Below are 24685 nucleotides of genomic sequence, written 5' to 3'. Positions count from 1 at the left end.
TATGGCCTACCCCCCGCTTGGCGATATGCTCGCCGCTCTGCGCGAAACCACGCCGCTCGTCCACTGCATGACCAATTACGTGGCCATGAACAGCACGGCCAACCTGCTGCTGGCCACGGGGGCATCGCCCGCGATGCTGCACGCCCCCGAAGAGGTCGCCGAATTTACCGCGCTGGCAGGTGCGCTTTCTATCAATATCGGCACGCTCTCTACGCCCTGGGCCGAATCGATGCAGCTGGCGGCTCGCACGGCCAACGCAAGCCAAACGCCGTGGGTGCTAGACCCAGTGGCGGTCGGGGCAACCGCCTTTCGCCAGCAGGTGTGCCAGGCGCTGCTGCCCCACTGGCCCAGCGTCATTCGCGCCAATGCCTCTGAAGTGATGGCGCTCACCGGCTTGGCAAGCCAAGGACGCGGAGTCGATGCAACGGCATCCACCGATGACGCCGCTCACGCAGCCATATCGCTCGCGCAACGGCAGCACTGCATCGTCGCCATGACCGGCGAGACCGACTTTTTGACCGACGGTACCCACCATTTCCGGCTGACCGGGGGCCACCCGTTGATGCCCCGTGTCACGACGCTGGGCTGTGGATTGAGTGCGCTGGTGGCCGGGTTCGTCGCCGCTAACCGCGAGCACCCGCTGACGGCAACGCTGGCCGCCCTGGCGTGCTTTAGCATCGCCGGGCATCGTGCTGGCCAACGGGCCGATGGGCCGGGCAGCTTTCAGGTTGCCCTCTTGGATGCTCTGTACCAGCTCACCCCGGATGATCTCTCGTCGCTCAGCCAGGTGGAGGCGCTCCATGCAGTGTGATCTCTCGCTCTATCTAGTCACCGATGCCATCCTGTGCGCGGACGCTGGCCTTGAGGCGACGGTGGAGGCCGCCGTCAAAGGCGGTGTCACCGTGGTACAGCTGCGCGACAAACACGCCAGCGACGCGGCGATGGTCGCCCAAGCCAAGCGGCTCAAAGCGCTGCTGGAGGGCACCAGCGTGCCGCTGATCATCAACGACCGGCTAGCCGTGGCCATCGCCAGCGGCGCCGATGGCCTGCACGTGGGGCAAAGCGATACCGCCGTACAAGAGGCGCGTGAGGTGCTGGGACCGCACGCCATTTTGGGGCTGTCGATCAACACCGTCGCGCAGCTTCGTAACGCGCCCATCGCGCTGTTGGACTATGTCGGGCTAGGCCCCATTTTCGCCACCGCCAGCAAGCAGGATCACGCTCAGCCGATAGGCTTCGATGGTTTGGCCGAACTCGTCCGCGCCTGCCCGCTGCCCAACGTGGCGATCGGCGGCTTGAAGGCGCAGCACGCCGCCCAAGTCAGGGCCGCCGGTGCCAACGGTTTAGCGGTGATTTCCGCCATCTGCGGCCAGCCTGACCCTTATCAGGCGGCGCTGGCGTTTCGCGCCCCATGAGCCAGCTCGATCAGCTCGCCGCCTTCGTCAAAGTGGCCGAGCTCGGCAACTACACCCGTGCCGCCGAGGCCTTGGACCTCTCACGCACACGCGTCTCGCGGCAGGTCATGGCGCTGGAGGAGACGCTGGGCGCTCGCTTGATTCAGCGAACGACTCGGCGGCTGCATCTCACCGATGCCGGAGAGCGCTATCTGGCTCGCGCTCAAGCCATTCTGCTGGCCTTGGACGAGGCCGCTGCCGATGTCGGTAGCGGCACCAGCACCGTCAGTGGACGCCTGCGCATCAATGGTCCGATGAGTTTTGGTACCCGCTACCTTGCCCCACAGGTAGCGCACTTCATGCAGGCACACCCGGCGTTAGACGTACGCTTGGACCTGAACGACCGTCGCGTGGATTTGCTGGAAGAGGGCTACGATGTCGCGATTCGCATCGGCAGCCTGCCGGATTCCAGCCTGATCGCCAAGCGTCTGACCCGCTGCCAGCTGGTGCTGTGCGCGTCCCCCGGCTACTTGGCACAGCATGGCACCCCTCAGCGCATCGAGGATCTGACCCAGCACCACTGCCTGCGCTATCGCAGCGGGCAGAACAGCGGCGACTGGCGCTTCAATCAGCAGCACGTCAGCGTCACGGGGCCACTAGAGAGCAATAATGGCGACATGCTGACGTATGCCGCCGAAGCGGGGTTAGGCATTGCCCAGCAGCCCAGCTTTCTGATTCATGAGAGCATCCAACGGGGGCACTTGGTGCCGCTTCTGTTAGACCTTCCGCCGACCTACCTAGACATACACGCCATCTACCCCGCGCGGCGCTTTCTGCCCGCCAAGGTGACGCGCTTCATCGACCAGTTGGCCGATGCCTGGGGAGACCCACCGGTATGGGAACAGGGACTAGGATTGTCGCGCATTTCGCAACAGTGAAGTGCCAATCGGCGGGATTATCATCTCGCTCTGCTGACGTACAGTTGTCTCATCGCATCCACGGTGATGCACACACACAGCGAGAGAGAGAGCTATGACAACCTTAACGACCCCTGCTGCAACCCTCCATGCCACCGCCTTACTGCGCATTAGCCTGGGCGTGATGGCCCTGGCCCACGGCTTAATGAAAGTGTTCGTGTTTACGCTTCCTGGCACGGTGGGCTACTTCGAATCGCTCGGCCTGCCCGGTTTCATGGCTTACTTGACCATTGCGGCCGAAGTCGGCGGCGGCCTGGCTTTGGTACTGGGCCTATACACCCGCTGGGTGAGCCTTGCGCTAGTGCCGGTGCTGCTCGGCGCCGCCTGGGTACACCTGGGTAACGGCTGGGTATTCTCCAACCCCGGCGGCGGCTGGGAGTTCCCAGTGTTCTGGGCCGTGGCTCTCCTGGTACAGGCAGGCCTAGGCAGCGGTAGCCTCGTCATCAGCCGCCGACTGGCATGATCCAATGGCCTGCCGAGCCCCTCGTCTCGGCAGGCCAATCGACTGGAGTGCGTTCCATGTTACCGAGTCTCTTCATCTCCCACGGCTCTCCCATGCTGGCCCTCACCCCCACCCCTGCCCATCACTTCTTACGGGCACTGGGCCGCCACCTTCGCCCCAAAGCCGTTTTGGTGGTCTCTGCACATTGGGAGACGGACCACCTACAGGTCAGCCGCAGCGCCGCGCCTGCGACCCTCCATGATTTTGGCGGTTTTCCCGACGCGCTGTTTGCCGTGCAGTACCCAGCGCCCGGTGACCCCGCCTTGGCAAGCCGACTGGCCGAGCAACTAGGGGCCACAGAGGTGGAGCGCGGTCTGGATCATGGGGCCTGGGTGCCGCTGTCACTGATGTATCCTGACGCCGACGTACCAGTGGTATCGCTCTCACTACCCAGCCGCTGGGGAGCTGAGGCGTTGCTAACGTTAGGTGAACAGCTAGCGCCGCTGCGCCAAGAAGGGATACTGGTGATCGGTTCGGGCAGCTTGACCCATAACCTCTACGAGCTACAGCCTCAAGGTAGACAGGTGCCGACCTGGGTCGACCGTTTCGCCGAGTGGGTGCATGCACGGCTGCGAGAGGATGATCGCGACGCGCTCGTCCACTGGCAAAACGCGCCCGATGCCCAGCGCAATCACCCCACACCGGAGCACTTTCAGCCGCTGTTGGTGGCGATGGGGGCGGGCGGCCGCGCAACACAACGACACCATAGCGTCGAGCACGGCGTGCTAGCGATGGATGCCTATCAGTTTGCCTAACGTCTACGCCGTGGGGCGGCGTTTCAAGGTGGTGCGTCGGTCATGATAAGCAATGGCCAAACCGCTTAGCATAATCAGCGCACTGCCTACCCAGACCCAAAGGTCCGGCAATTCTCCCCAGAACCACCAGCCCAACAGCACCGCCCACAGCATGGCGGTGTAATCAAAGGGCGCGGCAATGGCGGCAGGCGCATAGCGAAAAGCCAAGGTAATAAACGCCGTCGCCCCCACTCCCAACACGCCCGATACCAAAAATCCGAGCCAATGCCATGGCTGTGGCGTTTGCCATACCCACGGCAGGCTCACCGCGGTGACTGCCAGCGGCACCATGGTCATATAGAACACCATCGCCCACAGATGCTCGTTGGCACCATAACGTCGCGCCGTCACCATCATCAGAGCATAGAACACCGCCGCTGCGAGAACGATCATCGCGCCCAGTTGAAACGCATCGCCGCCGGGACGCACGACGATCAGCACCCCCACAAAGCCTAAAAGCGACGCCACCAGCACCGGCGGGTCGATACGCTCACCCAGCAGCGGTACGGAGAGTAGCGTCACGAACAGCGGCGCTACGAAGGCAATCGCCGTGGCCTCGGCCAACGGCAGCAGGGTCAGGCCCCATACGAAACAGACCATCGTGGCGGTGTAAATCACCCCCCGCAGCAGATGCACGCCTGGACGCCGGGTACGCAGCTTGCGCAATCCGCCACTAAAATGAGCCAGTAGAGCAATCAACGGCAGCGATACCAAGGTGCGGAAAAAGATGATCTGTAGCGGGGAGTGCACGACGCCCAACCATTTGGACACTGCATCACCCAGGGCCAAAAACAGCACGCCTAAACACATGCATAAAATGCCTTTTAGCGAGGGTGTCATCCGTCACCTCCTACGACGATTATTATTGTCTTCACAGCACCGGTAGCACTGCATAAAAAAGCCCCGCCAACCTGCGATTGGCGGGGCAGCTATGTCATGCTTTCAAAGACTCGCGTTGACCACCATGCAGTCCATCCCCTGCGCCTGGAGCGTTTGACACGCTTGTCGTGCCTGGGACTCGTTCAACGAAACGACACGTGCTCGAAATACCGTGGTTGCCCCCTGAAGCGGGTCAATGGCGACACGCCCCCCCACGCTGTTCGGCAGGCGCTGCACGGCCTGGCGGGCCAGCTGCTCTGCCTGCGCGGCTTGGCTGAACGCGCCCACCTGAATGCCCCATCCCGCCGAGGCTGATTGCGCGCCCGGCGAGGCGTCAGCCAAGACCCGCTCTCGCTCGATGAATGCCTGTAGCGGATCTGGAGAGGCAGGAGCATCCCCACGGGCCGCCTCTGCTTCGACGAGCTGGGCCTCGACCGTTTGTGCAGGCGTGCTGCGCGCAGCGGGCGGCGTGGGGGATAGTGACGTCGCCGAGACGCTGGCCACCATCGGCTGCGTCATGGGACGCGTCGGCGCTGGCTGTCTCAACGGCTGAGCGGATCCGGTGAAACCCATGAATTCACTGGAAAAGCGAGTACTGGCCAACCACGTGCGCTGATCCCTGAGCGATGCCCGCATAAAGCTGCGATCCAACAGATCGGCCATGTGCGTATCGCGGGAGGAGGAGCTAAATCCCCCCATGACGACGGCGACCATGCGTCGACCGTCGTGCACGGCGGTCGTCGCCACGTTGAATCCCGAGGCTCGGATAAACCCGGTTTTCAACCCATCGGCACCGGGGTAGTCGCGCACGAGACGATTATGGCTGGTGTGCCGTGTGCCGCGATAGGTAAACTCCTGCAGTCCAAAATAGTGGTAGTACTGCGGAAAATCCTGCATCACCCGTACCGAAAGCGTCAGCATGTCGCGCGCGGTCGTCATCTGCTGGTCATCGGGCAAACCAGAGGCGTTTCGAAAGGTGGTGGCGTTCATGCCCAGCTCGCGAGCTTTCACGGTCATTAGATTGGCAAAGCGCTGCTCGCTCCCTCCCAAGGCTTCGGCGACGACGACGGCAACATCGTTGGCCGAGCGGACGGCCAGGGCGCGAATCGCCGTATCCACCGGAATAGAACTTCCCGCCGAGAGCCACAGCTTGGTCGCCGGCATGGCCGCTGCCTGCGCAGACACGGGCAGCGGCTGATCGAGGCTCAACGTGCCGTTTTCCAGCGCTTCGAATGTGAGATAGAGCGTCATCATCTTGGTCAGCGAGGCTGGATAGCGAGGTTCATCGGCATTCTCGGCATACAGTACTTCACCGTTTTCCAGGTCCACCACGATGCCTGCATAGCGAGGGTTCGCCTGGGCAGCGGCACTGCCGAGCAGCATCAAGAGCAGTGCCACCCACAGCCAATTCGCCACCCACACCGCAGAGCCTACTCCCCGAGTTGTTGCCATACCGACCTCTCGCTGATTGATCACGCACCGACGCTCGGCCGCTCTCACGACCGCTGCATTAGCCTAGCATGCCTTGTCGATAAATTGATCTTCCCTCGGTGTATTCATACGATAATCCAGCGCAGCACCATACGCGCATAAAAAAACCGACCCCTTGAGGTCGGTTTTCATTGTGCCTATCAGAAGGAGCAGCGCTTACTCAGCGACGGCTTCTTCTTCGGCAACCGGACGGTCTACGAGCTCAACGTATGCCATGGGCGCGTTGTCGCCTGTGCGGTAACCGCACTTGAGAATACGGATGTAACCACCCGGACGCTCTGCGTAACGCGGACCCAGCTCGTTGAACAGTTTGCCGACGGCTTCTTTGGAGCGCGTGCGGGCAAACGCCAAACGGCGGTTTGCAACGCTGTCCTGCTTGGCCAGGGTGATCAGCGGCTCGATGACGCGACGCAGTTCCTTGGCCTTAGGCAGGGTTGTCTTGATGACTTCATGTTCGACCAGCGAGACAGACATGTTCTTGAACATGGCCTGACGGTGCGAGCTGGTACGATTCAGATGACGACCACTCTTACGATGACGCATGGTTGTGATTCCTTACCAAACTGGGACTCGAGTCGACACTCACGCGGAGGCCTTGTCGTCCTTCAGGCTAGCGGGTGGCCAATTTTCCAACCGCATACCGAGAGACAAGCCACGCGCTGCCAATACGTCTTTGATTTCATTCAAAGACTTCTTACCGAGGTTCGGGGTCTTCAACAGCTCCACTTCTGTGCGCTGAATCAGATCACCGATGTAGTAAATATTCTCGGCTTTTAGGCAGTTCGCGCTGCGTACGGTCAACTCAAGATCGTCTACGGGGCGCAATAGGATCGGATCAACGTGATCCTCTTCCTCTTCGACTTCCTGCTCTTTGTCAGCTTCCAGGTCGACGAAGGCGGCCAGCTGCTCTTGCAGAATGGTCGCACTGCGACGGATAGCCTCTTCCGGATCCAGGGTACCGTCAGTTTCCAGATCGATAATCAGCTTATCGAGGTCGGTACGCTGCTCGACACGAGCGGCTTCGACCGAGTAGGAAACGCGGCGAACAGGGCTGAAGGTGGCATCCAGCTGCAGGCGGCCAATAGCACGGGTCTCTTCATCAGAGCCACGAGCGTCAGCCGGTTCGTAACCACGACCCAGCGCGACCTTAAGCTGAATTTTCAGCTCGGCACCTTCATTGACGTGTGCAATGACGTGGTCCGGGTTGACGATTTCGACGCTATGATCAAGCGCAATGTCGCCAGCGGTGACGACGGCTGGGCCCTGCTTGTTCAGCGAGAGCACCGCCTCATCGCGGCTGTGCATCTTGATCGCAACATCTTTCAAGTTCAGGAGGATTTCGATGACATCTTCCTGCACCCCTTCGAGCGCACTGTATTCGTGCTCTACACCGGCAATTTCAGCCTCTACCACGGCTGCGCCGGGCATGGATGAAAGCAGAATGCGACGAAGTGCATTCCCCAGGGTGTGACCAAAGCCGCGCTCGAACGGTTCGAGGACGATTTTGGCATGATGTGCGCTGATTTCTTCGACCTTGATGTCGCGAGGACGAAGAAACTCTGTCACTGAACGCTGCATATGAACACCTTTCAGGCTGCCAAACGGATACTGAGTACTCTAAAGCACAATACTCAAGAGCATCTGGGCGGTTAGCTTTGCTATCCCGCCCAGGCCTCAAGAAGCAGAAACGTAAATCAAACTGCTTACTTGGAGTACAGCTCGACGATCAGGTTTTCGTTGATGTCGGCAGTCAGGTCACCGCGTTCAGGCAGAGCCTTGAAAGTGCCTTCCATCTTCTTGGCGTCGATTTCGATCCAAGCGATGTCGCCACGGTTGGCCGCAATGGTCAACGCGTTTTGAATACGGGCTTGGTTCTTCGCCTTTTCACGGATAGCCACTACGTCACCGGGCTTCACTTGGTAGGAAGCAACGTTAACGGTACGGCCATTCACGGAAATCGCCTTGTGGCTGACCAGCTGACGCGCTTCAGAGCGAGTCGAGCCGAAGCCCATGCGGTAGACGACGTTGTCCAGTCGGGATTCGAGCAGCTGCAACAACACTTCACCGGTCGCACCTTTCAGGCGAGCGGCTTCTTTGTAGTAGTTGCGGAACTGCTTTTCGAGTACGCCATACATACGGCGTACTTTCTGCTTCTCACGAAGCTGCAAGCCGTAGTCGGAAAGACGCTGACGACGCTGGCCGTGTACACCCGGGATTTGCTCGGATTTACACTTTTTCTCGAAGGGAGTCACGCCACTCTTCAGGAAGAGGTCGGTGCCTTCACGACGAGACAATTTGCACTTAGGTCCAATATAACGAGCCATGAATCTGTCTCCTTAAACGCGGCGTTTCTTAGGCGGACGGCAGCCATTATGGGGAATGGGCGTCGCGTCTACGATGCTTTGCACGCGGAAGCCGGCGGCATTCAGTGCGCGCACGGCGGATTCACGGCCGGGACCGGGGCCTTTGACCAGCACGTCTACGTTTTTCACACCATACTCGGCTGCAGCAGTCGCTGCACGTTCGCTTGCAACTTGCGCAGCGAACGGGGTGCTCTTACGAGAACCACGAAAACCCGAACCACCGGCAGTTGCCCAAGAGAGAGCATTGCCCTGGCGGTCTGTGATCGTCACGATCGTGTTGTTAAAAGAGGCGTGGATATGCGCAACGGCGTCCACTACCTGCTTTTTAACCTTTTTACGGTTACTACGCGGGTTAGCCATGTTGATGTCTATTCCTGTCTTTACGCCAGAACGTGCGTGTTATTTGCGGATCGGCTTACGCGGGCCCTTACGGGTACGCGCGTTAGTCTTGGTCCGCTGACCACGCAGCGGAAGACTACGACGATGACGCAGACCACGGTAGCAGCCTAAGTCCATGAGACGCTTGATGTTAAGCGTGACATCACGACGAAGGTCGCCTTCTACGGTGAACTTACCAACTTCAGAACGCAGGGTATCCAGCTCGTCGCTAGACAGGTCCTGGATCTTGGCAGTCGGCGCGATACCGGCAGCAGCACAGATGTGCTGAGCGCGAGTACGGCCAATCCCGAAGATATAGGTCAGCGAGATCGCCGCATGCTTGTTGTCCGGGATATTGACGCCTGCAATACGGGCCATCAGCTTACTCCGAAATTTGAGCGGCTTGCTCGTTTATTCATCTACAAAAGGCGCAACAGCATACCCCTTTATAAGCCCTAAGGCAAGGGGTATGCCGGCACCCGCTTAATACAGCCCAGGTTTAGCCCTGGCGCTGTTTGTGCCGCGGTTCGATGCAAATGACGCGAACAGCGCCATTGCGACGAATGATCTTGCAGTTACGGCACATCTTCTTTACGGAAGCTCGAACTTTCATCGTTCTCTCCAATTCGCAACGGCGCGCCTCAGCGCGTGATGCCGCCGCTACCGTAGCCTTTCAGGTTGGACTTCTTCATCACTGAGTCATATTGATGCGACATGAGATGCGACTGCACCTGGGCCATGAAGTCCATGATGACCACCACCACGATCAGAAGCGACGTACCGCCAAAGAAGAACGGAACGTTCCACGCTACGATCAAGAACTGGGGCATCAGGGAAACCGCAGTGATATACAAGGCACCGAACAGAGTGAGACGAGTCATCACTTTGTCGATATAGCGAGCGGTCTGCTCGCCGGGGCGAATGCCCGGCAGGAAGGCGCCTGACTTTTTCAAATTGTCAGCCACATCCTTGGGGTTGAAGACCAGCGCTGTGTAAAAGAAGCAGAAGAATACCACTGCCGCCGCGAAAAGCAAGATGTAAAGCGGTTGGCCAGGGCCTAACGCTTGCGATGCACGCTGCAACCACTCCATTCCTTCGCCAGCTCCTACCCACTGACCGATCGAAGCCGGAAAGAGGAGGATGCTGGAAGCAAAGATGGCTGGAATAACACCGGCCATGTTCACCTTCAAAGGCAAGTAGCTGCTTTGGCCTGCATACATCTTATTGCCGACCTGGCGTCGCGGATAGTTCACTTTGAGGCGGCGTTGGCCGCGCTCGATGAACACCACAAACGCAACGGTGGCAATACCTAGCACTGACAGCGCTAACAGCGGAAGAACATTCCAGGCCCCTTCATTGCGAGCAAGCTCGAACGCTTGCCCCACGGCACTGGGCAGCCCAGCGACGATCCCCGCGAAGATCAGCAGCGAAATACCGTTGCCAATGCCCTTCTCGGTGATCTGCTCACCTAGCCACATCATAAACACCGCGCCCGACACAAACGTGATGATTGCAGTGAAATAGAAGCTGAAGTCAGCGCTGTAAGCGATGCCTTGGCTAGCCAGACCCACGGACATGCCGGTAGCCTGGACAAGTGCCAGTATCACCGTGCCGTAGCGGGTGTACTGGCTGATCTTGCGGCGGCCAGCCTCGCCCTCTTTCTTGAGCTGCTCAAGATGAGGGGAGACCGCAGTCATAAGCTGCATGATAATCGACGCCGAGATATAGGGCATAATACCCAGGGCGAGGACGCTCATGCGCTCCAGGGCGCCACCCGAGAACATGTTGAACATGCCTAGGATGGTGCCCTGTTGCTCCCTAAACAAGGCAGCAAGCTGGTCAGGATTGATACCGGGAACGGGAATGTGGGCACCGATACGGTACACCACGATGGCGAGGAGCACGAAGCGCAAACGCGCCCACAGTTCACTCAGACCGCTGCCCATCGCCGGCATATTTCCTGACTTGGCCATTTAGTCCTCTACCTTGCCGCCAGCGGCTTCGATCGCTTCACGGGCACCTTTGGTGACCTTGATACCACGAACGGTAACCGCCTTGTTCAGTTCGCCAGAAAGGATGATCTTCGCGTGTTGCGTTGCATCCTTCAGCACGTTGGCTTGCTTAAGGGTTTCCATGGTGACTTCGTCACCGGCTACCTTGGCAAGCTCGGCCAGACGGACTTCTTCAGATACCAGCGACTTGGCAGATGTGAAGCCGAACTTCGGCAGACGACGCTGCAGCGGCATCTGACCGCCTTCGAAACCAGGCTTGACGCTACCGCCACTGCGAGATTTCTGACCTTTGTGGCCACGGCCACCGGTCTTACCAAGACCGGAACCGATACCACGACCAACGCGCTTTTCAGCGTGTTTGGAGCCCGGTGCCGGGCTCAGGGTATTGAGTTTCATGGATTACTCTCCCTCAACGCGCACAAGGTAGTTAACCTTGTGGATCATGCCGCGTACGGCAGGGGTGTCTTCCAGCTCAACCGTATGACCGATGCGACGCAGGCCCAGGCCTTTCATAGTAGCCTTGTGCTTGGGCAAAACGCCGATGGTGCTGCGGATCTGGGTAACCTTGATCGTTGCTGCCATGGTGCCTTACCCCGTGATCGCTTCGACAGACAGACCGCGCTTGGCGGCCACGTCTTCCGGTGCTTGCATGGAGGAGAGACCTTTGACAGTCGCCCGTACCACGTTAACCGGGTTGGTGGAACCGTAGCACTTGGCCAGTACATCGTGGACACCGGCCAGCTCTAGTACAGAGCGCATGGCGCCACCGGCGATGATACCGGTACCTTCAGAGGCCGGCTGCATGTACACCTTGGAAGCACCGTGACGGGCTTTTACCGGGTACTGCAGCGTGTTGCCTGCAAGGTTGACCTTGACCATGTTGCGACGAGCTTGGTCCATCGCTTTCTGGATTGCGACCGGCACTTCACGCGCCTTGCCACGACCGAAACCGACACGACCTTTACCATCACCAACGACGGTCAGTGCGGTGAAGCCGAAAATACGACCACCTTTGACCACCTTGGCGACGCGGTTGACCTGCACTAACTTCTCTTGCAGATCGCCGCTTTGCTGTTCGTTCTTCGCCATCGTAAAACCCTTTAGAATTCCAGGCCGCCTTCACGAGCGGCGTCGGCCAGAGCCTTGACGCGACCGTGATACTTAAAGCCAGCACGGTCGAAGGCCACCTGGGTGATGCCTGCTTCTTTAGCGCGCTCGGCAATCAGAGCACCGACCTTAGAGGCCGCGTCTGTGTTGCCGGTCGCACCCTCGCGCAGTGCTTTGTCCAGCGTAGAAGCACTGGCTAGCACTTTGCCACCATCCGGCGAGATAATCTGCGCGTAGATGTGACGCGGGGTACGGTTGACGCACAGGCGATACACGCCCAGCTCGCGGATCTTGGCGCGAGCGCGGCGGGCACGACGGAGACGAGATTCTTTCTTCGCGTTCATAACCCTGCCTTACTTCTTCTTGGCTTCTTTGCGACGCACCTGCTCGTCGGCGTACCGAACACCCTTGCCTTTGTACGGCTCAGGCGGACGGAAGGCGCGGATTTCCGCGGCGCACTGACCGAGCATCTGCTTGTCCGCGCTTTTCAGCACGATCACGGTGTTTTTCGGCGTTTCCGCTGTAACACCCTTAGGCAGTTCGTAGTCGACCGGGTGCGAGAAGCCCAGTGAAAGATTGAGCGTCTGGCCCTTAGCTTGGGCACGATAACCGACGCCAACAATTTCGAGAGTTTTTGTGAAACCCTCAGATACGCCCGTTACCAGGTTCTGAACCAAGGCGCGGGTAGTACCGGCCATTGCCCAGCTCTTGGCAGACTCACTCGGGGCGAAGGTCAGCTGGCCATCTTCTTGACCGATCACCACGTCCTGGTGAATGGTCATAGACAGCGTGCCCTGGCCGCCTTTGGCGGTCAGCTGGCCAGCGTCGATTTTGATATCGACACCAGCAGGCACTTTAACCGGATATTTCGCTATGCGGGACATTCCAGCCTCCTAGAATACGGTGCAGATGACTTCGCCACCGACGCCTGCTTGGCGCGCGGCACGATCGGTCATGACACCATTAGAGGTGGTGACAATCGCGATACCCAGACCATCGGCGACCTTAGGCAGGTTGTCCTTGCCCTTGTACTGGCGCAGAGACGGCTTGGAAACCCGCTGAATGTGCTCAATAACCGGCTTACCCTCAAAGTACTTGAGAGTAACGGTCAGCTCGGGTTTAACGCCTTCAGCCACCGTAAAGTCGGTAATGTAGCCTTCTTCCTTTAGCACGCGGGCCACTTCGACTTTCAGCTTGGAGGACGGCATGGTAGCCGTCTCCTTGGTGGCCATCTGCGCATTGCGGATACGGGTGAACATATCCGCCAGAGTGTCTTGCATGCTCATTTAATGTGCGCTCCTGATGATTCTACGTGGCGTTACCAGCTGGACTTCTTCAGACCAGGGACGTCGCCACGCATGGCGGCTTCACGCAGCTTGTTACGGCCGAGACCGAACTTGTTGTAAAAACCGTGCGGACGGCCAGTCACGCGGCAGCGGTTACGCTGACGCACCGGGCTTGAGTCGCGCGGCAGTTGCTGCAGCTTCAGCGTCGCCTCGAAACGATCTTCTTCAGAAGCGTTCACGTCCGAGATGATTTTCTTGAGCTCTGCGCGCTTAGCCGCATACTTCTCGACTAGCTGAGTACGCTTGAGCTCACGCTCTACCATACTTTTCTTAGCCATGATCCAACCCTTATTTCTTGAACGGGAAGTTCAGTGCAGCTAGCAGCGCACGACCTTCCTCGTCGGTGTTGGCGGTAGTAGTGATAGTGACGTCCAGCCCCCGAACGCGATCGATTTTATCATACTCGATCTCCGGGAAGATGATCTGCTCACGCACACCCATAGAGTAATTGCCGCGACCGTCAAAAGACTTCGGGTTAAGACCACGGAAGTCACGCACGCGGGGAATCGCAATGTTTACCAGGCGGTCCAGGAAGTCCCACATACGCTCAGAGCGCAGTGTCACTTTGATACCGATCGGCCAACCTTCGCGCACCTTGAAGCCCGCGATGGACTTGCGTGCCTTGGTCACCAGCGGCTTTTGACCAGAGAGCTTCTCCAGGTCGCCGATGGCGTTGTCGATCAACTTTTTATCGCTGACCGCTTCGCCGATACCCATGTTCAGAGTCACTTTCGTGATCCGGGGTACCTGCATTACGTTGGCGTAGCTGAACTGCTCTTTGAGTTGAGCCACCACCTCGTTTTGATAACGTTCTTTCAAGTTCGCCATTTTGCTACCCGACTCGCGTTAGGCGTCGATCTGCGTCTGCGTCGACTTGTAGATACGTACCTTGGTACCGTCTTCCTTAACTTGGAAGCCGACGCGATCCGCCTTACCGGTCTCCGAATTGAAGATGGCTACGTTGGACGCGTGAATCGGAGCCTCACGCTCGACGATACCGCCCTGATTTCCCGCCATGGGATTGGGCTTGGTGTGACGTTTAATCATGTTCACACCGGACACCACGAAGCGGTTGTCTAACACCCGCTTAACGGTGCCGCGCTTGCCCTTATCCTTCCCGGCGATGACGATGACTTCATCGTCACGTTTGATCTTTTGCATATCCGCCTCGCTCCTTACAGCACTTCAGGCGCTAGGGAAATGATCTTCATGAACTTCTCAGTACGAAGTTCACGAGTTACCGGCCCGAAGATACGCGTGCCGATCGGCTGTTCGTTGGTGTTGTTCAACAAAACTGCCGCATTTCCATCGAAACGGATCAGCGAACCGTCACTACGACGGACGCCACTACGGGTACGAACGACTACCGCTTTCAGCACTTGGCCTTTTTTGACCTTACCGCGCGGAATCGCTTCTTTCACCGTTACTTTAATGACGTCACCAACGCGGGCGTAACGACGGTGTGAACCGCCTAGCACCTTGATGCATTGCACCCGGCGCGCTCCGCTGTTGTCGGCGACATCCAGCATTGTCTGAGTCTGAATCATCGGTTTTCTCCAAACCTAATCTGACTGCACTGGTTGGACAGACGCAGGGGTTAACCTTTGGCCTGCTCGACCACCTCGACCAGCGTCCAGGCTTTCTTCTTGGAAAGCGGACGGCACTCCTGAATGGAAACCGTATCGCCTGCCTTTGCCTGGTTCGCCTCATCATGGGCGTGCAGCTTGGTGGAGCGCTTAACGTATTTTCCGTAGATCGGGTGACGCTCACGACGCTCGATCATAACGACGATGGACTTATCCATCTTGTCGCTGACCACCTTGCCGGTCAGCGTACGTGTTTTCTTCTCTTCGGCCATCTCAATCACCTGCCTTCTCGTTGAGCACAGTCTTAACGCGGGCGATATCCCGACGGACCTGCTTGAGCAGATGAGTCTGGCTCAGTTGGCCAGTGGCCTTCTGCATGCGCAGGTTAAACTGCTCGCGGAGGAGCTCGAGGAGCTGCTCTTTGAGCTCTCCTGCGGACTTTTCACGAATTTCCTGGGCTTTCATCACATCACCGTCCGTTTCGCAAAGGTGGTGGACAGGGGCATCTTCTGGGCGGCCAGTTCAAATGCTTCACGGGCCAGCTCTTCGGATACACCTTCAATTTCGTACAGGACCCGACCCGGCTGGATCTGGGCTACCCAGTACTCAACTGAACCTTTACCCTTACCCATACGAACTTCGAGCGGCTTCTTGGAGATCGGCTTGTCAGGGAATACGCGGATCCAAATCTTACCGCCACGTTTGACGTGACGTGTGATCGCACGACGGCCGGCTTCGATCTGACGCGCAGTGATGCGGCCACGACCGGTTGCTTTGAGACCGTACTCCCCGAAGCTGATCTTGCTTCCGCGATGCGCCAGGCCACGGTTGCGGCCTTTCATCATCTTGCGGAATTTCATACGCTTGGGCTGTAACATCGACTCGCTCTCCCCTTACCTGGAACCTTTCTTCTTGGGCGCGTTGCCGGCAGGCTGCTGTTGCTTAGCCTTGGCACGTACTTCCTCGATACCGCCGAGGATTTCGCCCTTGAAGATCCACACTTTGACGCCGATGACGCCGTAGGTGGTGTGAGCTTCGTAAGTGGCGTAGTCAATGTCCGCACGCAGAGTGTGCAGCGGAACGCGACCTTCGCGGTACCATTCGGTACGTGCGATTTCGGCACCACCCAGACGACCTGACAGCTGAATCTTGATGCCGCCAGCGCCAAGACGCATTGCGTTCTGTACCGCGCGCTTCATGGCACGACGGAACATCACGCGACGCTCAAGCTGACCGGCTACGTTAGCAGCGACCAGCTTGGCATCCAGCTCCGGTTTGCGAACTTCTTCGATGTTCACATGAACCGGTACGCCCATCATCTCGGTCAGATCACGACGCAGACGGTCGACATCTTCACCTTTTTTACCAATCACGATACCCGGACGGGCAGTGTGGATGGTGATGCGGGCATTGTTAGCCGGACGCTCGATGTGGATGCGGCTTACGGAAGCGTTTTTAAGACGCTCTTCCAGGAAGCTGCGCACTTCGAGATCGTTGTTGAGCTTATCGGCATAGGCGCCGCGCTCGGCATACCAGACAGAAGCATGGTCTTTGACGATGCCCAGTCGAATGCCTGTTGGATTGACTTTCTGACCCATCTGGTCGACTCCTACTTCTCGGCTACCTTGACGGTGATGTGGCAGGTGCGCTTCAAGATACGATCCGCACGGCCTTTGGCGCGCGGCTTGATACGCTTGAGCGTCATGCCCTCATCGACGCAGATGGTCGAGACACGCAGCTCGTCGATGTCCATGCCGTTGTTTTCTTCCGCATTCGCGATGGCGGACTGAAGCACTTTCTTGACCAGTTTGGCAGCCTTCTTCGGGGAGAAGGTCAGCAGGTCAAGCGCTTCGGCGACCGGTTTACCGCGCACCTGGTCAGCCACCAAACGGGCCTTCTGTGCGGATAAAGCAGCGCCACTCAGCTTAGCTGTGACTTCCATCTCTTAATCCTCTCTGGCTTACCGTTTGGCTTTCTTGTCCGCCGCATGCCCGCGATACGTGCGAGTGGCAGCGAATTCGCCCAGCTTGTGGCCAACCATTTCCTCGGAAACATGCACCGGGACGTGTTGGCGACCGTTATGGACAGCGATTGTGAGGCCTACCATGTTTGGCAGGATCATCGAACGACGCGACCAAGTCTTGATCGGTTTACGGTCGTTCTTCTCCACTGCAGCCTCTACCTTCTTCAAAAGATGAAGGTCAATGAAGGGACCTTTCTTTAGTGAACGTGGCACAGCCGTTACCTCTTAATGTCTTGGCAATTTAGATCAACGTGTCTTATTACGACGACGAACGATCAGCTTGTCGGTGCGCTTGTTCTTACGCGTCTTGTGACCCTTAGTCGGTACGCCCCACGGGGATACCGGGTGACGACCACCACTGGTGCGGCCTTCACCACCACCGTGCGGGTGATCCACCGGGTTCATCGCGACACCACGAACAGTCGGACGCACACCTCTCCAGCGCTTCGCACCGGCCTTGCCAAGTTGACGCAGGCTGTGCTCGGAGTTGCTCACTTCACCCAACGTTGCGCGGCACTCTGCCAACACTTTGCGCATTTCGCCAGAGCGAAGACGTAGCGTGGCGTAGTTACCTTCACGAGCAACCAGCTGAGCGCTAGTACCGGCACTGCGAGCAATCTGCGCGCCTTTACCCGGCTTCAGCTCGATACCGTGAACGGTAGAACCCAGCGGGATGTTGCGCAGCGGCAAGGCATTGCCTTTCTTGATGGGCGCGTTAACACCAGATTCCAGCACGTCACCCGCGCTGACACCTTTCGGTGCAATGATGTAACGACGCTCGCCATCGGCATACTTCAGCAGTGCAATGTGCGCACTGCGGTTCGGGTCGTGCTCCAGACGCTCAACGGTGGCCGGGATGCCATCTTTGGTGCGTTTGAAGTCGATCAACCGATAGTGATGACGGTGACCACCGCCCACGTGGCGGGTGGTGATGCGACCGTAGTTGTTACGGCCACCGGACTTGGACTGTTTTTCCAAAAGCGGCGCATAAGCACGGCCTTTGTACAGTTCCTCACCAACGATCTTGACGACGTGGCGACGACCGGCGGATGTGGGTTTGGTCTTGACGATTGCCATTATCCGTACTCCTGCCCTTATTCGGCGCCAGAGAAGTCTTCGAGCGTTTCACCCGCAGCCAGGGTCACATACGCTTTGCGGTAACCCTTACGCAGGCCAACGCCGTGAGCAGTACGCTTAGTTTTACCCTTGACGTTCAGCACCTGAACGCTGCCGACCTTCTTGCCGAACAGTGCTTCAACGGCTTTCTTGATCTCGGGCTTGGTAGCATCGCTTGCCACCTTGAAAACGTACTGGTTGCGCTCGGCTGCCATCGCGGCCTTTTCGGTCACGTGCGGTCCAAGCAGAACCTTGAATACGCGTTCCTGGTTCATGCCAGCTTCTCCTCGAATTTACGCAGGGCGGAGACGGTGACCAGGACCTTATCAAAGGCAACCAGGCTCACCGGATCAGCTGCAGCGACATCCACCACGTCAACGTGGGGAAGGTTGCGTGCGGCCAGATAGAGCGTTTCGTCGACTTCTTCAGTGACGATCAACACTTTCTCAAGGTTGAGCTCTTTCAGCTTGGCAGCGACCTGCTTGGTCTTCGGCGCTTCTACGCTGAACTCTTCAACAGCGACCAAGCGCTCTTGACGTACCAGCTCAGACAGGATGGAACGCATCGCCGCGCGGTACATTTTGCGGTTAACTTTCTGGGTGTAGTCCTGAGGACGCGCCGCGAAAGTCACACCGCCGCTGCGCCACAGCGGAGAGCGGATAGTACCGGCACGTGCACGGCCGGTACCCTTCTGACGCCACGGCTTTTTACCACCACCACGTACGTCGGAACGGTTCTTTTGAGCGCGCGTACCCTGACGGCCACCAGCCAAGTAGGCAGTAACGACCTGGTGCACCAGCGCTTCGTTGAATTCTTTGCCAAAAGTGGCGTCGGCTACTTCAACGGTACCCGTGCCTGCAGCAAGATTCAGATTCATTGGTAATTATCCCCTTCAGCCAGCTTTCACGGCGCTGCGAACGATAACGTCGCTACCGGTAGCACCCGGTACTGCGCCCTTGATCAGCAGCAGGTTACGCTCGGCGTCGACACGGACGATCTCAAGGCTCTGTACGGTGCAACGGGTGTTACCCATTTGACCGGCCATTTTCTTGCCTTTAAATACGCGACCCGGTGTCTGACACATGCCGATAGAACCCGGCGCACGGTGCGACAGGGAGTTACCATGGCTGTTGTCTTGGGTACGGAAGTTCCAGCGCTTAACAGCACCCTGGAAGCCTTTACCCTTAGAGGTGCCGGTCACGTCAATCATTTGACCAGCTTCGAAGAGGGATACGGTGAGTTCGCCACCCACTTCAGGAGCTTCTTCGCCTTCTGCAAGACGGAATTCCATCAGTGAACGACCAGCCTCAACACCCGCCTTGGCAAACTGTCCAGCTTGCGCTTTGGTGAGGTGCTTGGCTTTACGAGAACCTGTAGTCACCTGAACCGCTGCGTAACCGTCAGACTCGATGGTCTTGACGCGTGTTACACGGTTAGGATCAACTTCAATAACGGTCACGGGCACGGATGCGCCATCTTCGGTAAAGACACGGGTCATCCCGGCCTTTTTACCGACTAAACCGATAGTCATACTCAGTCTCCTATAGTGTACGGGGCTATCACCCGCTATGGCTGCCCTTTCCAGAGCATTCCACTAGCACATTGTGTGGCGCCTCACGGCGCGGCGGCTGCTGCTCAAACATGTTCAATGAGCGCTGGGCCGCAAAGTGTCTAGTGTATTAGTCGAGCTTGATTTGCACGTCTACGCCAGCGGCGAGGTCGAGCTTCATCAGCGCATCAACGGTTTTCTCGGTCGGCTCAACGATGTCGAGCACACGCTTGTGAGTACGAATCTCATACTGATCACGCGCATCTTTGTTGACGTGCGGTGAAATCAGGATGGTATAGCGCTCGCGGTTGGTCGGCAGCGGAATCGGACCACGAACCTGAGCACCAGTACGCTTAGCGGTTTCAACGATCTCCGCTGTGGACTGATCGATCAGGCGATGGTCGAACGCTTTCAACCGAATGCGAATCTTTTGGTTCTGCATTTGCCCTAAACTCCAATGGATGTCGACGGCGCGAGCCGTCTACCCACGCATTCAAAGGATGCGCATTATAGGCACGCCAACAGCACATGTCAAACATTTGCGATTGGTGCGCAGAAAAGGGGGCTCACAAGAGCCCCCTCTTATCATCAAGTAATCAGATTACTTAACGATTTTGGCCACAACGCCAGCACCAACGGTACGACCACCTTCGCGGATCGCGAAGCGCAGACCGTCGTCCATAGCGATCGGAGCGATCAGGGTAACAACCATTTTCACGTTGTCGCCCGGCATGACCATTTCAACGCCTTCCGGCAGTTCACAAGTACCGGTAACGTCAGTGGTACGGAAGTAGAACTGCGGACGGTAGCCTTTGAAGAACGGGGTGTGACGACCACCTTCTTCTTTGGACAGCACGTATACTTCGGCTTCGAAGACAGTGTGCGGGTTGATGGTGCCCGGCTTCGCCAGTACCTGACCACGCTCAACGTCATCACGCTTAGTACCACGCAGCAGCGCACCAACGTTCTCACCTGCACGACCTTCGTCGAGCAGCTTACGGAACATTTCTACGCCAGTAACGGTGGTTTTGGTGGTGTCGCGGATACCCACGATTTCCACTTCTTCACCGGCTTTAACGATACCGCGCTCTACACGACCGGTAACAACGGTACCACGGCCAGAGATAGAGAATACGTCTTCGATCGGCATAAGGAACGGCTGGTCGATAGCACGCTCCGGCTCAGGGATGTAGTCATCCAGAGCTTTGATCAGGTTAGCTACCGCAGTAGTACCCATGCCGTTCTCGTCTTCACCGTTCAGTGCCATCAGGGCAGAACCAGTGATGATCGGCGTGTCGTCACCCGGGAAGTCGTACTCGGACAGAAGTTCACGAACTTCCATCTCGACCAGCTCGAGCAGCTCTTCGTCATCGACCATGTCCGCTTTGTTCAGGAACACAACGATGAACGGAACGCCAACCTGACGAGACAGCAGGATGTGCTCACGAGTCTGCGGCATGGGGCCGTCAGCGGCAGAACATACCAGGATCGCGCCGTCCATCTGGGCAGCACCGGTGATCATGTTCTTGACGTAGTCAGCGTGTCCCGGGCAGTCAACGTGCGCGTAATGACGCACTTCAGACTGGTATTCAACGTGAGATGTCGCGATGGTGATACCACGCTCACGCTCTTCCGGAGCGTTATCGATGGTATCGAATTCACGCCAGTCGCCGCCGAAAACCTCAGCAGACACGCGGGTCAGGGCCGCTGTCAGAGTCGTTTTACCGTGGTCGACGTGACCGATGGTGCCGACGTTGACGTGCGGTTTGGAACGTTCAAATTTTTCCTTAGCCACTGCTATAACCTCTTTACGTTAGCTAACGGTTAACCGTTTTGGTTGATGACGGCTTCAACGACGCTGGAGGGCGCCTCCTCGTACTTCGCGAACTCCATAGAGTAGCTCGCACGGCCCTGGGTTTGTGAGCGCAGATCGGTTGCATAACCGAACATCTCACCCAGTGGCACCGTTGCACGAATGACTTTACCAGAAGAGGAGTCATCCATGCCCTGCACCAGGCCGCGACGACGGTTCAGGTCGCCCATGACGTCACCCATAAACTCTTCGGGGGTCACGACTTCGACCTTCATCACCGGCTCCAGCAGCACGGCCTTGGCCTTCCTGGCACCTTCTTTCACTGCCATAGAAGAAGCAATCTTGAACGCAGTCTCGTTGGAGTCCACGTCATGGTAGGAACCATCGAACAGCGATACTTTGACGTCGATCATCGGGTAGCCCGCGATGACACCGTTTTGCAACTGCTCGAAAGCACCTTTCTCAACCGCAGGTACGTATTCCTTCGGAACCACACCACCTACGATCTCGGAGTTGAACTTGAAGAAGATCTCTTCTTCGCCTTCACCCTTCTCTTCTGCAGTCAGCGGCTCGATACGTAGCCACACGTGACCGTACTGACCACGACCACCGGACTGACGTACGAACTTACCTTCCTGCTCGACGCTGCCACGAATCGTTTCACGGTAGGCAACCTGCGGCTTACCGATGTTCGCTTCTACCTTGAACTCGCGACGCATACGGTCAACGATGATGTCCAGGTGCAGCTCGCCCATACCAGAAATGATGGTCTGGCCGGTCTCTTCGTCGGTCTTGACCTGGAAAGAGGGGTCTTCCTGGGCCAGTTTACCCAGTGCAACGCCCATCTTCTCTTGGTCGGCCTTGGACTTCGGTTCAACGGCAACCGAGATTACCGGATCCGGGAACTCCATGCGCTCGAGAACGATTTTGTTATCGATGTCGCACAGGGTGTCACCTGTCGTGACGTCCTTCAGACCGATACAAGCAGCGATGTCGCCTGCGAGTACTTCTTTGATCTCTTCGCGAGAGTTGGCGTGCATCTGAACGATACGACCAACACGCTCTTTCTTCTGTTTGACGGAGTTGTAGACGCCATCACCAGATTTCAGAACACCCGAGTAGACGCGGATGAAGGTCAGCGTACCAACGAAGGGGTCGGTGGCAATTTTGAACGCCAGAGCGGCGAACGGAGCGCTATCGTCTGCTTCACGCGTCGCAACGGTGCCGTCTTTGTCGTCCAGCTCACCCTCGATGGCCTTAACTTCTGTCGGCGAAGGCATATACTCGATAACGCCGTCCAGTACCGCCTGAACACCTTTGTTCTTAAAGGCAGAACCACAGGTAACCAGGACGATTTCGTTAGCCAGCGTACGAGCACGCAGACCCGCCTTGATTTCAGCGACGGTCAGCTCGCCTTCTTCAAGGTACTTGTCCATCAGCTCTTCGGAAGCTTCGGCAGCGGCTTCGACCATCTGCTCACGGTACTCTTCAGCGGTCTCTTGCAGCTCCGCCGGAATGTCCACGAGCTCGAAGTTCATGCCCAGGCTCTCTTCGTCCCACAAGATGGCTTTCATCTCGATCAGGTCGATAACGCCTTTGAAGTCTTCTTCCGTGCCCCAGTTGATCTGGATCGGCACGGCGTTGGCACCCAGACGCTCTTTGAGCTGGTTGACCACCATGAAGAAATCAGCGCCGGTACGGTCCATCTTGTTGACGAAAACCATACGCGGAACTTCGTATTTGTTGGCCTGACGCCATACGGTCTCGGTCTGCGGCTGAACGCCGGAGGAACCGCACAGTACGACGACCGCGCCATCGAGAACACGCAGAGAACGCTCGACTTCAATGGTGAAGTCAACGTGCCCAGGGGTATCGATGATGTTGATGCGGTGCTCGTCGAACTGCTTACTCATGCCCTGCCAGAAACAGGTCGTCGCAGCTGAGGTGATAGTGATACCACGCTCCTGCTCCTGCTCCATCCAGTCCATGGTCGCCGCACCATCGTGCACTTCACCCACTTTGTGGGAAAGGCCGGTGTAAAACAGTACGCGCTCGGTTGTTGTGGTTTTACCCGCATCAACGTGTGCCACGATACCGATATTGCGATAACGCTTAAGTGGAGTCTTGCGTGCCACGGTGAAACTCCCGTTAGTTGGCGATGCTCGTTAATCCAGCGGTGTACTTTTTGCTTATGCCACCGCCGCCATCGACAACGATAGCGGCGGCGTGTTGCAACATGACGAAAATCTTTCCCACCACACCACAACTGGCAAAAAGCGACACAAACTTAGAAGCGCCGAGCTTAGAAACGATAGTGAGAGAAGGCCTTGTTGGCTTCTGCCATGCGGTGAACGTCTTCACGCTTCTTAACGGCAGAACCTTTACCTTCAGCGGCATCCAGCATTTCACCTGCCAGACGCTGAACCATCGTTTTTTCACCGCGACGACGCGCAGCGTCTACCAGCCAGCGCATGGCTAGCGCTTGACGGCGTGACGGACGAACTTCAACCGGCACCTGATAGGTCGCACCACCTACGCGGCGAGACTTCACTTCGACCATCGGCTGGATGGTTTCCAGCGCCTTGTCGAAGATTTCCAGCGGCTCTTCTTTACTACGCTCGGCAACCTTGTCCAACGCACCGTATACGATGCGCTCAGCTACGGACTTCTTGCCACTGACCATCAGGTGGTTCATGAACTTCGCCAGACGCTCACTTCCGAACTTGGGATCCGGCAGGATTTCGCGTTTAGCTACAACTCTTCTTCTAGGCATGATAAGCCCTCAATTAAGGATCCTTCAGGTAAACCCGGGACTCACGTCGCTTTTGCGCCGCCCGACCTTACTCTTATCAGACCGTCATATTCGTGTGAAAGGTAACGCCGCAGCGCTGCACGCTGCGATAAGCCGTCTTAGGACTTCGGACGCTTAGTACCGTACTTAGAACGACCCTGCTTACGGTTCTGTACGCCAGAGGTGTCCAGGGCGCCACGAACGGTGTGATAACGCACACCCGGCAAATCCTTTACACGACCGCCGCGGATCAGAACAACAGAGTGCTCTTGCAGGTTGTGACCTTCACCACCGATGTAAGAAGACACTTCAAAGCCGTTGGTCAGGCGCACACGGCAAACCTTACGCAGGGCCGAGTTCGGCTTCTTAGGGGTAGTGGTGTAAACGCGCGTACATACGCCACGTTTTTGCGGGCATGCCTGAAGCGCAGGCACGTCACTCTTGGTGACGGGGCGCTTGCGCGGCTTGCGCACTAGCTGATTAATCGTTGCCATGGTGTTTAGCTGACTCCAATGGTTGCCTTAGCCTTTAACAAGTACTAGCAGCGGATGCGGGCGCACCCGC

39 protein-coding genes are annotated in these 24685 nt (G+C 57.7%); 5 read left to right on the top strand and 34 right to left on the bottom strand.

Annotation, left to right across the window (positions count from 1 at the left end; genetic code table 11):
• The first annotated feature begins 1 nt into the window (after position 1).
• The 5 genes from thiM (at position 2) to QIT27_RS14075 (ending at position 3628) form a co-directional block, all read left to right on the top strand.
• Entirely contained in the window at positions 2-811 is an 810-nt protein-coding gene (thiM, locus tag QIT27_RS14095; protein WP_285264175.1) for a hydroxyethylthiazole kinase, read from the top strand.
• Positions 801-1415, top strand: a complete 615-nt coding sequence (thiE, locus tag QIT27_RS14090; protein WP_285264174.1) for a thiamine phosphate synthase — start codon at positions 801-803, stop codon at positions 1413-1415. The genes thiM and thiE overlap by 11 nt, the downstream gene beginning before the upstream one ends.
• Entirely contained in the window at positions 1412-2332 is a 921-nt protein-coding gene (locus QIT27_RS14085; RefSeq protein WP_285264173.1) for a LysR family transcriptional regulator, read from the top strand. The genes thiE and QIT27_RS14085 overlap by 4 nt, the downstream gene beginning before the upstream one ends.
• Positions 2333-2426: 94 nt before the next feature.
• Positions 2427-2834, top strand: a complete 408-nt coding sequence (locus QIT27_RS14080; protein WP_159340668.1) for a DoxX family protein — start codon at positions 2427-2429, stop codon at positions 2832-2834.
• Between the two features lie 56 nt (positions 2835-2890).
• Positions 2891-3628: a DODA-type extradiol aromatic ring-opening family dioxygenase gene (locus tag QIT27_RS14075; RefSeq protein ID WP_285264172.1), complete on the top strand. Its 738-nt coding sequence runs from the start codon at positions 2891-2893 to the stop codon at positions 3626-3628.
• Positions 3629-3631: 3 nt separating this feature from the next.
• Here the strand turns inward: QIT27_RS14075 and QIT27_RS14070 are convergent, their stop codons facing one another.
• The 34 genes from QIT27_RS14070 to rpsL all read right to left on the bottom strand — a co-directional run bounded on the left by QIT27_RS14070 (position 3632) and on the right by rpsL (position 24615).
• Complete coding sequence (locus QIT27_RS14070) at positions 3632-4507, bottom strand: DMT family transporter (protein WP_285264171.1); 876 nt, start codon at positions 4505-4507, stop codon at positions 3632-3634.
• Between the two features lie 102 nt (positions 4508-4609).
• Positions 4610-5998: a serine hydrolase gene (locus QIT27_RS14065; protein ID WP_285264170.1), complete on the bottom strand. Its 1389-nt coding sequence runs from the start codon at positions 5996-5998 to the stop codon at positions 4610-4612.
• 195 nt (positions 5999-6193) lie between these two features.
• A complete protein-coding gene (rplQ, locus tag QIT27_RS14060; RefSeq protein WP_044628819.1) occupies positions 6194-6580 on the bottom strand; it encodes a 50S ribosomal protein L17 in 387 nt (128 codons plus the stop codon).
• Between the two features lie 39 nt (positions 6581-6619).
• A complete protein-coding gene (locus QIT27_RS14055) occupies positions 6620-7615 on the bottom strand; it encodes a DNA-directed RNA polymerase subunit alpha (RefSeq protein ID WP_016915790.1) in 996 nt (331 codons plus the stop codon).
• Positions 7616-7740: 125 nt separating this feature from the next.
• Positions 7741-8361, bottom strand: a complete 621-nt coding sequence (gene rpsD, locus QIT27_RS14050) for a 30S ribosomal protein S4 (RefSeq protein ID WP_058579838.1) — start codon at positions 8359-8361, stop codon at positions 7741-7743.
• A 12-nt stretch (positions 8362-8373) separates the two neighbouring features.
• Positions 8374-8760 (bottom strand): 30S ribosomal protein S11, encoded by a 387-nt coding sequence (gene rpsK / locus QIT27_RS14045; protein WP_009099028.1) that lies wholly within the window; start codon positions 8758-8760, stop codon positions 8374-8376.
• Positions 8761-8799: 39 nt separating this feature from the next.
• The gene (gene rpsM / locus QIT27_RS14040) at positions 8800-9156 is read right to left on the bottom strand and encodes a 30S ribosomal protein S13 (protein ID WP_159340664.1); all 357 of its coding nucleotides are present in this window, start codon (positions 9154-9156) and stop codon (positions 8800-8802) included.
• Between the two features lie 121 nt (positions 9157-9277).
• Positions 9278-9391 carry a 50S ribosomal protein L36 gene (gene rpmJ, locus QIT27_RS14035; RefSeq protein WP_009099023.1) on the bottom strand — a complete coding sequence of 38 codons (114 nt, stop codon included), beginning with the start codon at positions 9389-9391 and terminating at the stop codon, positions 9278-9280.
• A 28-nt stretch (positions 9392-9419) separates the two neighbouring features.
• Positions 9420-10751: a preprotein translocase subunit SecY gene (gene secY / locus QIT27_RS14030; RefSeq protein ID WP_159340663.1), complete on the bottom strand. Its 1332-nt coding sequence runs from the start codon at positions 10749-10751 to the stop codon at positions 9420-9422.
• A complete protein-coding gene (rplO, locus tag QIT27_RS14025; protein WP_089674586.1) occupies positions 10752-11186 on the bottom strand; it encodes a 50S ribosomal protein L15 in 435 nt (144 codons plus the stop codon).
• A gap of 3 nt (positions 11187-11189) precedes the next feature.
• Positions 11190-11372: a 50S ribosomal protein L30 gene (rpmD, locus tag QIT27_RS14020; protein WP_009723888.1), complete on the bottom strand. Its 183-nt coding sequence runs from the start codon at positions 11370-11372 to the stop codon at positions 11190-11192.
• Positions 11373-11378: 6 nt separating this feature from the next.
• Positions 11379-11879, bottom strand: coding sequence for a 30S ribosomal protein S5 (gene rpsE / locus QIT27_RS14015; RefSeq protein ID WP_044628824.1), 501 nt, complete (start codon positions 11877-11879; stop codon positions 11379-11381).
• An 11-nt stretch (positions 11880-11890) separates the two neighbouring features.
• Positions 11891-12241 carry a 50S ribosomal protein L18 gene (rplR, locus tag QIT27_RS14010; protein WP_044628825.1) on the bottom strand — a complete coding sequence of 117 codons (351 nt, stop codon included), beginning with the start codon at positions 12239-12241 and terminating at the stop codon, positions 11891-11893.
• 9 nt (positions 12242-12250) lie between these two features.
• Positions 12251-12781, bottom strand: coding sequence for a 50S ribosomal protein L6 (rplF, locus tag QIT27_RS14005; RefSeq protein ID WP_159340662.1), 531 nt, complete (start codon positions 12779-12781; stop codon positions 12251-12253).
• Between the two features lie 9 nt (positions 12782-12790).
• The gene (gene rpsH / locus QIT27_RS14000) at positions 12791-13183 is read right to left on the bottom strand and encodes a 30S ribosomal protein S8 (protein ID WP_009723892.1); all 393 of its coding nucleotides are present in this window, start codon (positions 13181-13183) and stop codon (positions 12791-12793) included.
• 32 nt (positions 13184-13215) lie between these two features.
• Positions 13216-13521, bottom strand: a complete 306-nt coding sequence (gene rpsN, locus QIT27_RS13995; RefSeq protein ID WP_044628827.1) for a 30S ribosomal protein S14 — start codon at positions 13519-13521, stop codon at positions 13216-13218.
• Between the two features lie 10 nt (positions 13522-13531).
• Positions 13532-14071 carry a 50S ribosomal protein L5 gene (gene rplE, locus QIT27_RS13990; RefSeq protein ID WP_044628828.1) on the bottom strand — a complete coding sequence of 180 codons (540 nt, stop codon included), beginning with the start codon at positions 14069-14071 and terminating at the stop codon, positions 13532-13534.
• Positions 14072-14089: 18 nt separating this feature from the next.
• Positions 14090-14404: a 50S ribosomal protein L24 gene (gene rplX, locus QIT27_RS13985; RefSeq protein WP_054640903.1), complete on the bottom strand. Its 315-nt coding sequence runs from the start codon at positions 14402-14404 to the stop codon at positions 14090-14092.
• A 14-nt stretch (positions 14405-14418) separates the two neighbouring features.
• On the bottom strand, positions 14419-14790 hold the full coding sequence (gene rplN / locus QIT27_RS13980) for a 50S ribosomal protein L14 (protein WP_146803726.1): 372 nt from the start codon (positions 14788-14790) through the stop codon (positions 14419-14421).
• A gap of 50 nt (positions 14791-14840) precedes the next feature.
• On the bottom strand, positions 14841-15101 hold the full coding sequence (gene rpsQ / locus QIT27_RS13975; protein WP_009723897.1) for a 30S ribosomal protein S17: 261 nt from the start codon (positions 15099-15101) through the stop codon (positions 14841-14843).
• A 1-nt stretch (position 15102) separates the two neighbouring features.
• Positions 15103-15294: a 50S ribosomal protein L29 gene (rpmC, locus tag QIT27_RS13970; protein WP_027337514.1), complete on the bottom strand. Its 192-nt coding sequence runs from the start codon at positions 15292-15294 to the stop codon at positions 15103-15105.
• Positions 15294-15707, bottom strand: coding sequence for a 50S ribosomal protein L16 (gene rplP, locus QIT27_RS13965; RefSeq protein ID WP_007112000.1), 414 nt, complete (start codon positions 15705-15707; stop codon positions 15294-15296). Before rplP ends, rpmC begins: the two co-directional genes overlap by 1 nt.
• 15 nt (positions 15708-15722) lie before the next feature.
• Entirely contained in the window at positions 15723-16427 is a 705-nt protein-coding gene (gene rpsC / locus QIT27_RS13960; RefSeq protein WP_018917731.1) for a 30S ribosomal protein S3, read from the bottom strand.
• A gap of 11 nt (positions 16428-16438) precedes the next feature.
• Entirely contained in the window at positions 16439-16771 is a 333-nt protein-coding gene (rplV, locus tag QIT27_RS13955) for a 50S ribosomal protein L22 (RefSeq protein WP_044628831.1), read from the bottom strand.
• Between the two features lie 18 nt (positions 16772-16789).
• Positions 16790-17065 carry a 30S ribosomal protein S19 gene (rpsS, locus tag QIT27_RS13950; RefSeq protein ID WP_009098993.1) on the bottom strand — a complete coding sequence of 92 codons (276 nt, stop codon included), beginning with the start codon at positions 17063-17065 and terminating at the stop codon, positions 16790-16792.
• Between the two features lie 33 nt (positions 17066-17098).
• Entirely contained in the window at positions 17099-17929 is an 831-nt protein-coding gene (gene rplB / locus QIT27_RS13945) for a 50S ribosomal protein L2 (RefSeq protein ID WP_044628832.1), read from the bottom strand.
• Between the two features lie 17 nt (positions 17930-17946).
• The gene (gene rplW, locus QIT27_RS13940) at positions 17947-18243 is read right to left on the bottom strand and encodes a 50S ribosomal protein L23 (RefSeq protein WP_009723902.1); all 297 of its coding nucleotides are present in this window, start codon (positions 18241-18243) and stop codon (positions 17947-17949) included.
• Complete coding sequence (rplD, locus tag QIT27_RS13935) at positions 18240-18845, bottom strand: 50S ribosomal protein L4 (protein WP_139527871.1); 606 nt, start codon at positions 18843-18845, stop codon at positions 18240-18242. The genes rplW and rplD overlap by 4 nt, the downstream gene beginning before the upstream one ends.
• A 15-nt stretch (positions 18846-18860) precedes the next feature.
• Positions 18861-19499, bottom strand: coding sequence for a 50S ribosomal protein L3 (rplC, locus tag QIT27_RS13930; RefSeq protein WP_044628835.1), 639 nt, complete (start codon positions 19497-19499; stop codon positions 18861-18863).
• A gap of 148 nt (positions 19500-19647) precedes the next feature.
• On the bottom strand, positions 19648-19959 hold the full coding sequence (gene rpsJ / locus QIT27_RS13925; RefSeq protein ID WP_009098983.1) for a 30S ribosomal protein S10: 312 nt from the start codon (positions 19957-19959) through the stop codon (positions 19648-19650).
• A 159-nt stretch (positions 19960-20118) separates the two neighbouring features.
• Positions 20119-21312, bottom strand: a complete 1194-nt coding sequence (tuf, locus tag QIT27_RS13920; protein WP_139527870.1) for an elongation factor Tu — start codon at positions 21310-21312, stop codon at positions 20119-20121.
• A gap of 29 nt (positions 21313-21341) precedes the next feature.
• Positions 21342-23465, bottom strand: coding sequence for an elongation factor G (fusA, locus tag QIT27_RS13915; RefSeq protein ID WP_159340660.1), 2124 nt, complete (start codon positions 23463-23465; stop codon positions 21342-21344).
• A gap of 167 nt (positions 23466-23632) precedes the next feature.
• Complete coding sequence (gene rpsG, locus QIT27_RS13910; RefSeq protein WP_016915771.1) at positions 23633-24103, bottom strand: 30S ribosomal protein S7; 471 nt, start codon at positions 24101-24103, stop codon at positions 23633-23635.
• Positions 24104-24240: 137 nt separating this feature from the next.
• On the bottom strand, positions 24241-24615 hold the full coding sequence (gene rpsL / locus QIT27_RS13905) for a 30S ribosomal protein S12 (protein WP_009098973.1): 375 nt from the start codon (positions 24613-24615) through the stop codon (positions 24241-24243).
• Positions 24616-24685 lie beyond the last annotated feature (70 nt).

It is taken from the genome of Halomonas sp. LC1, from assembly GCF_030247125.1.
Taxonomy (GTDB): Bacteria; Pseudomonadota; Gammaproteobacteria; order Pseudomonadales; family Halomonadaceae; genus Vreelandella.
This window is presented reverse-complemented; position numbering and strand designations above follow the sequence as displayed.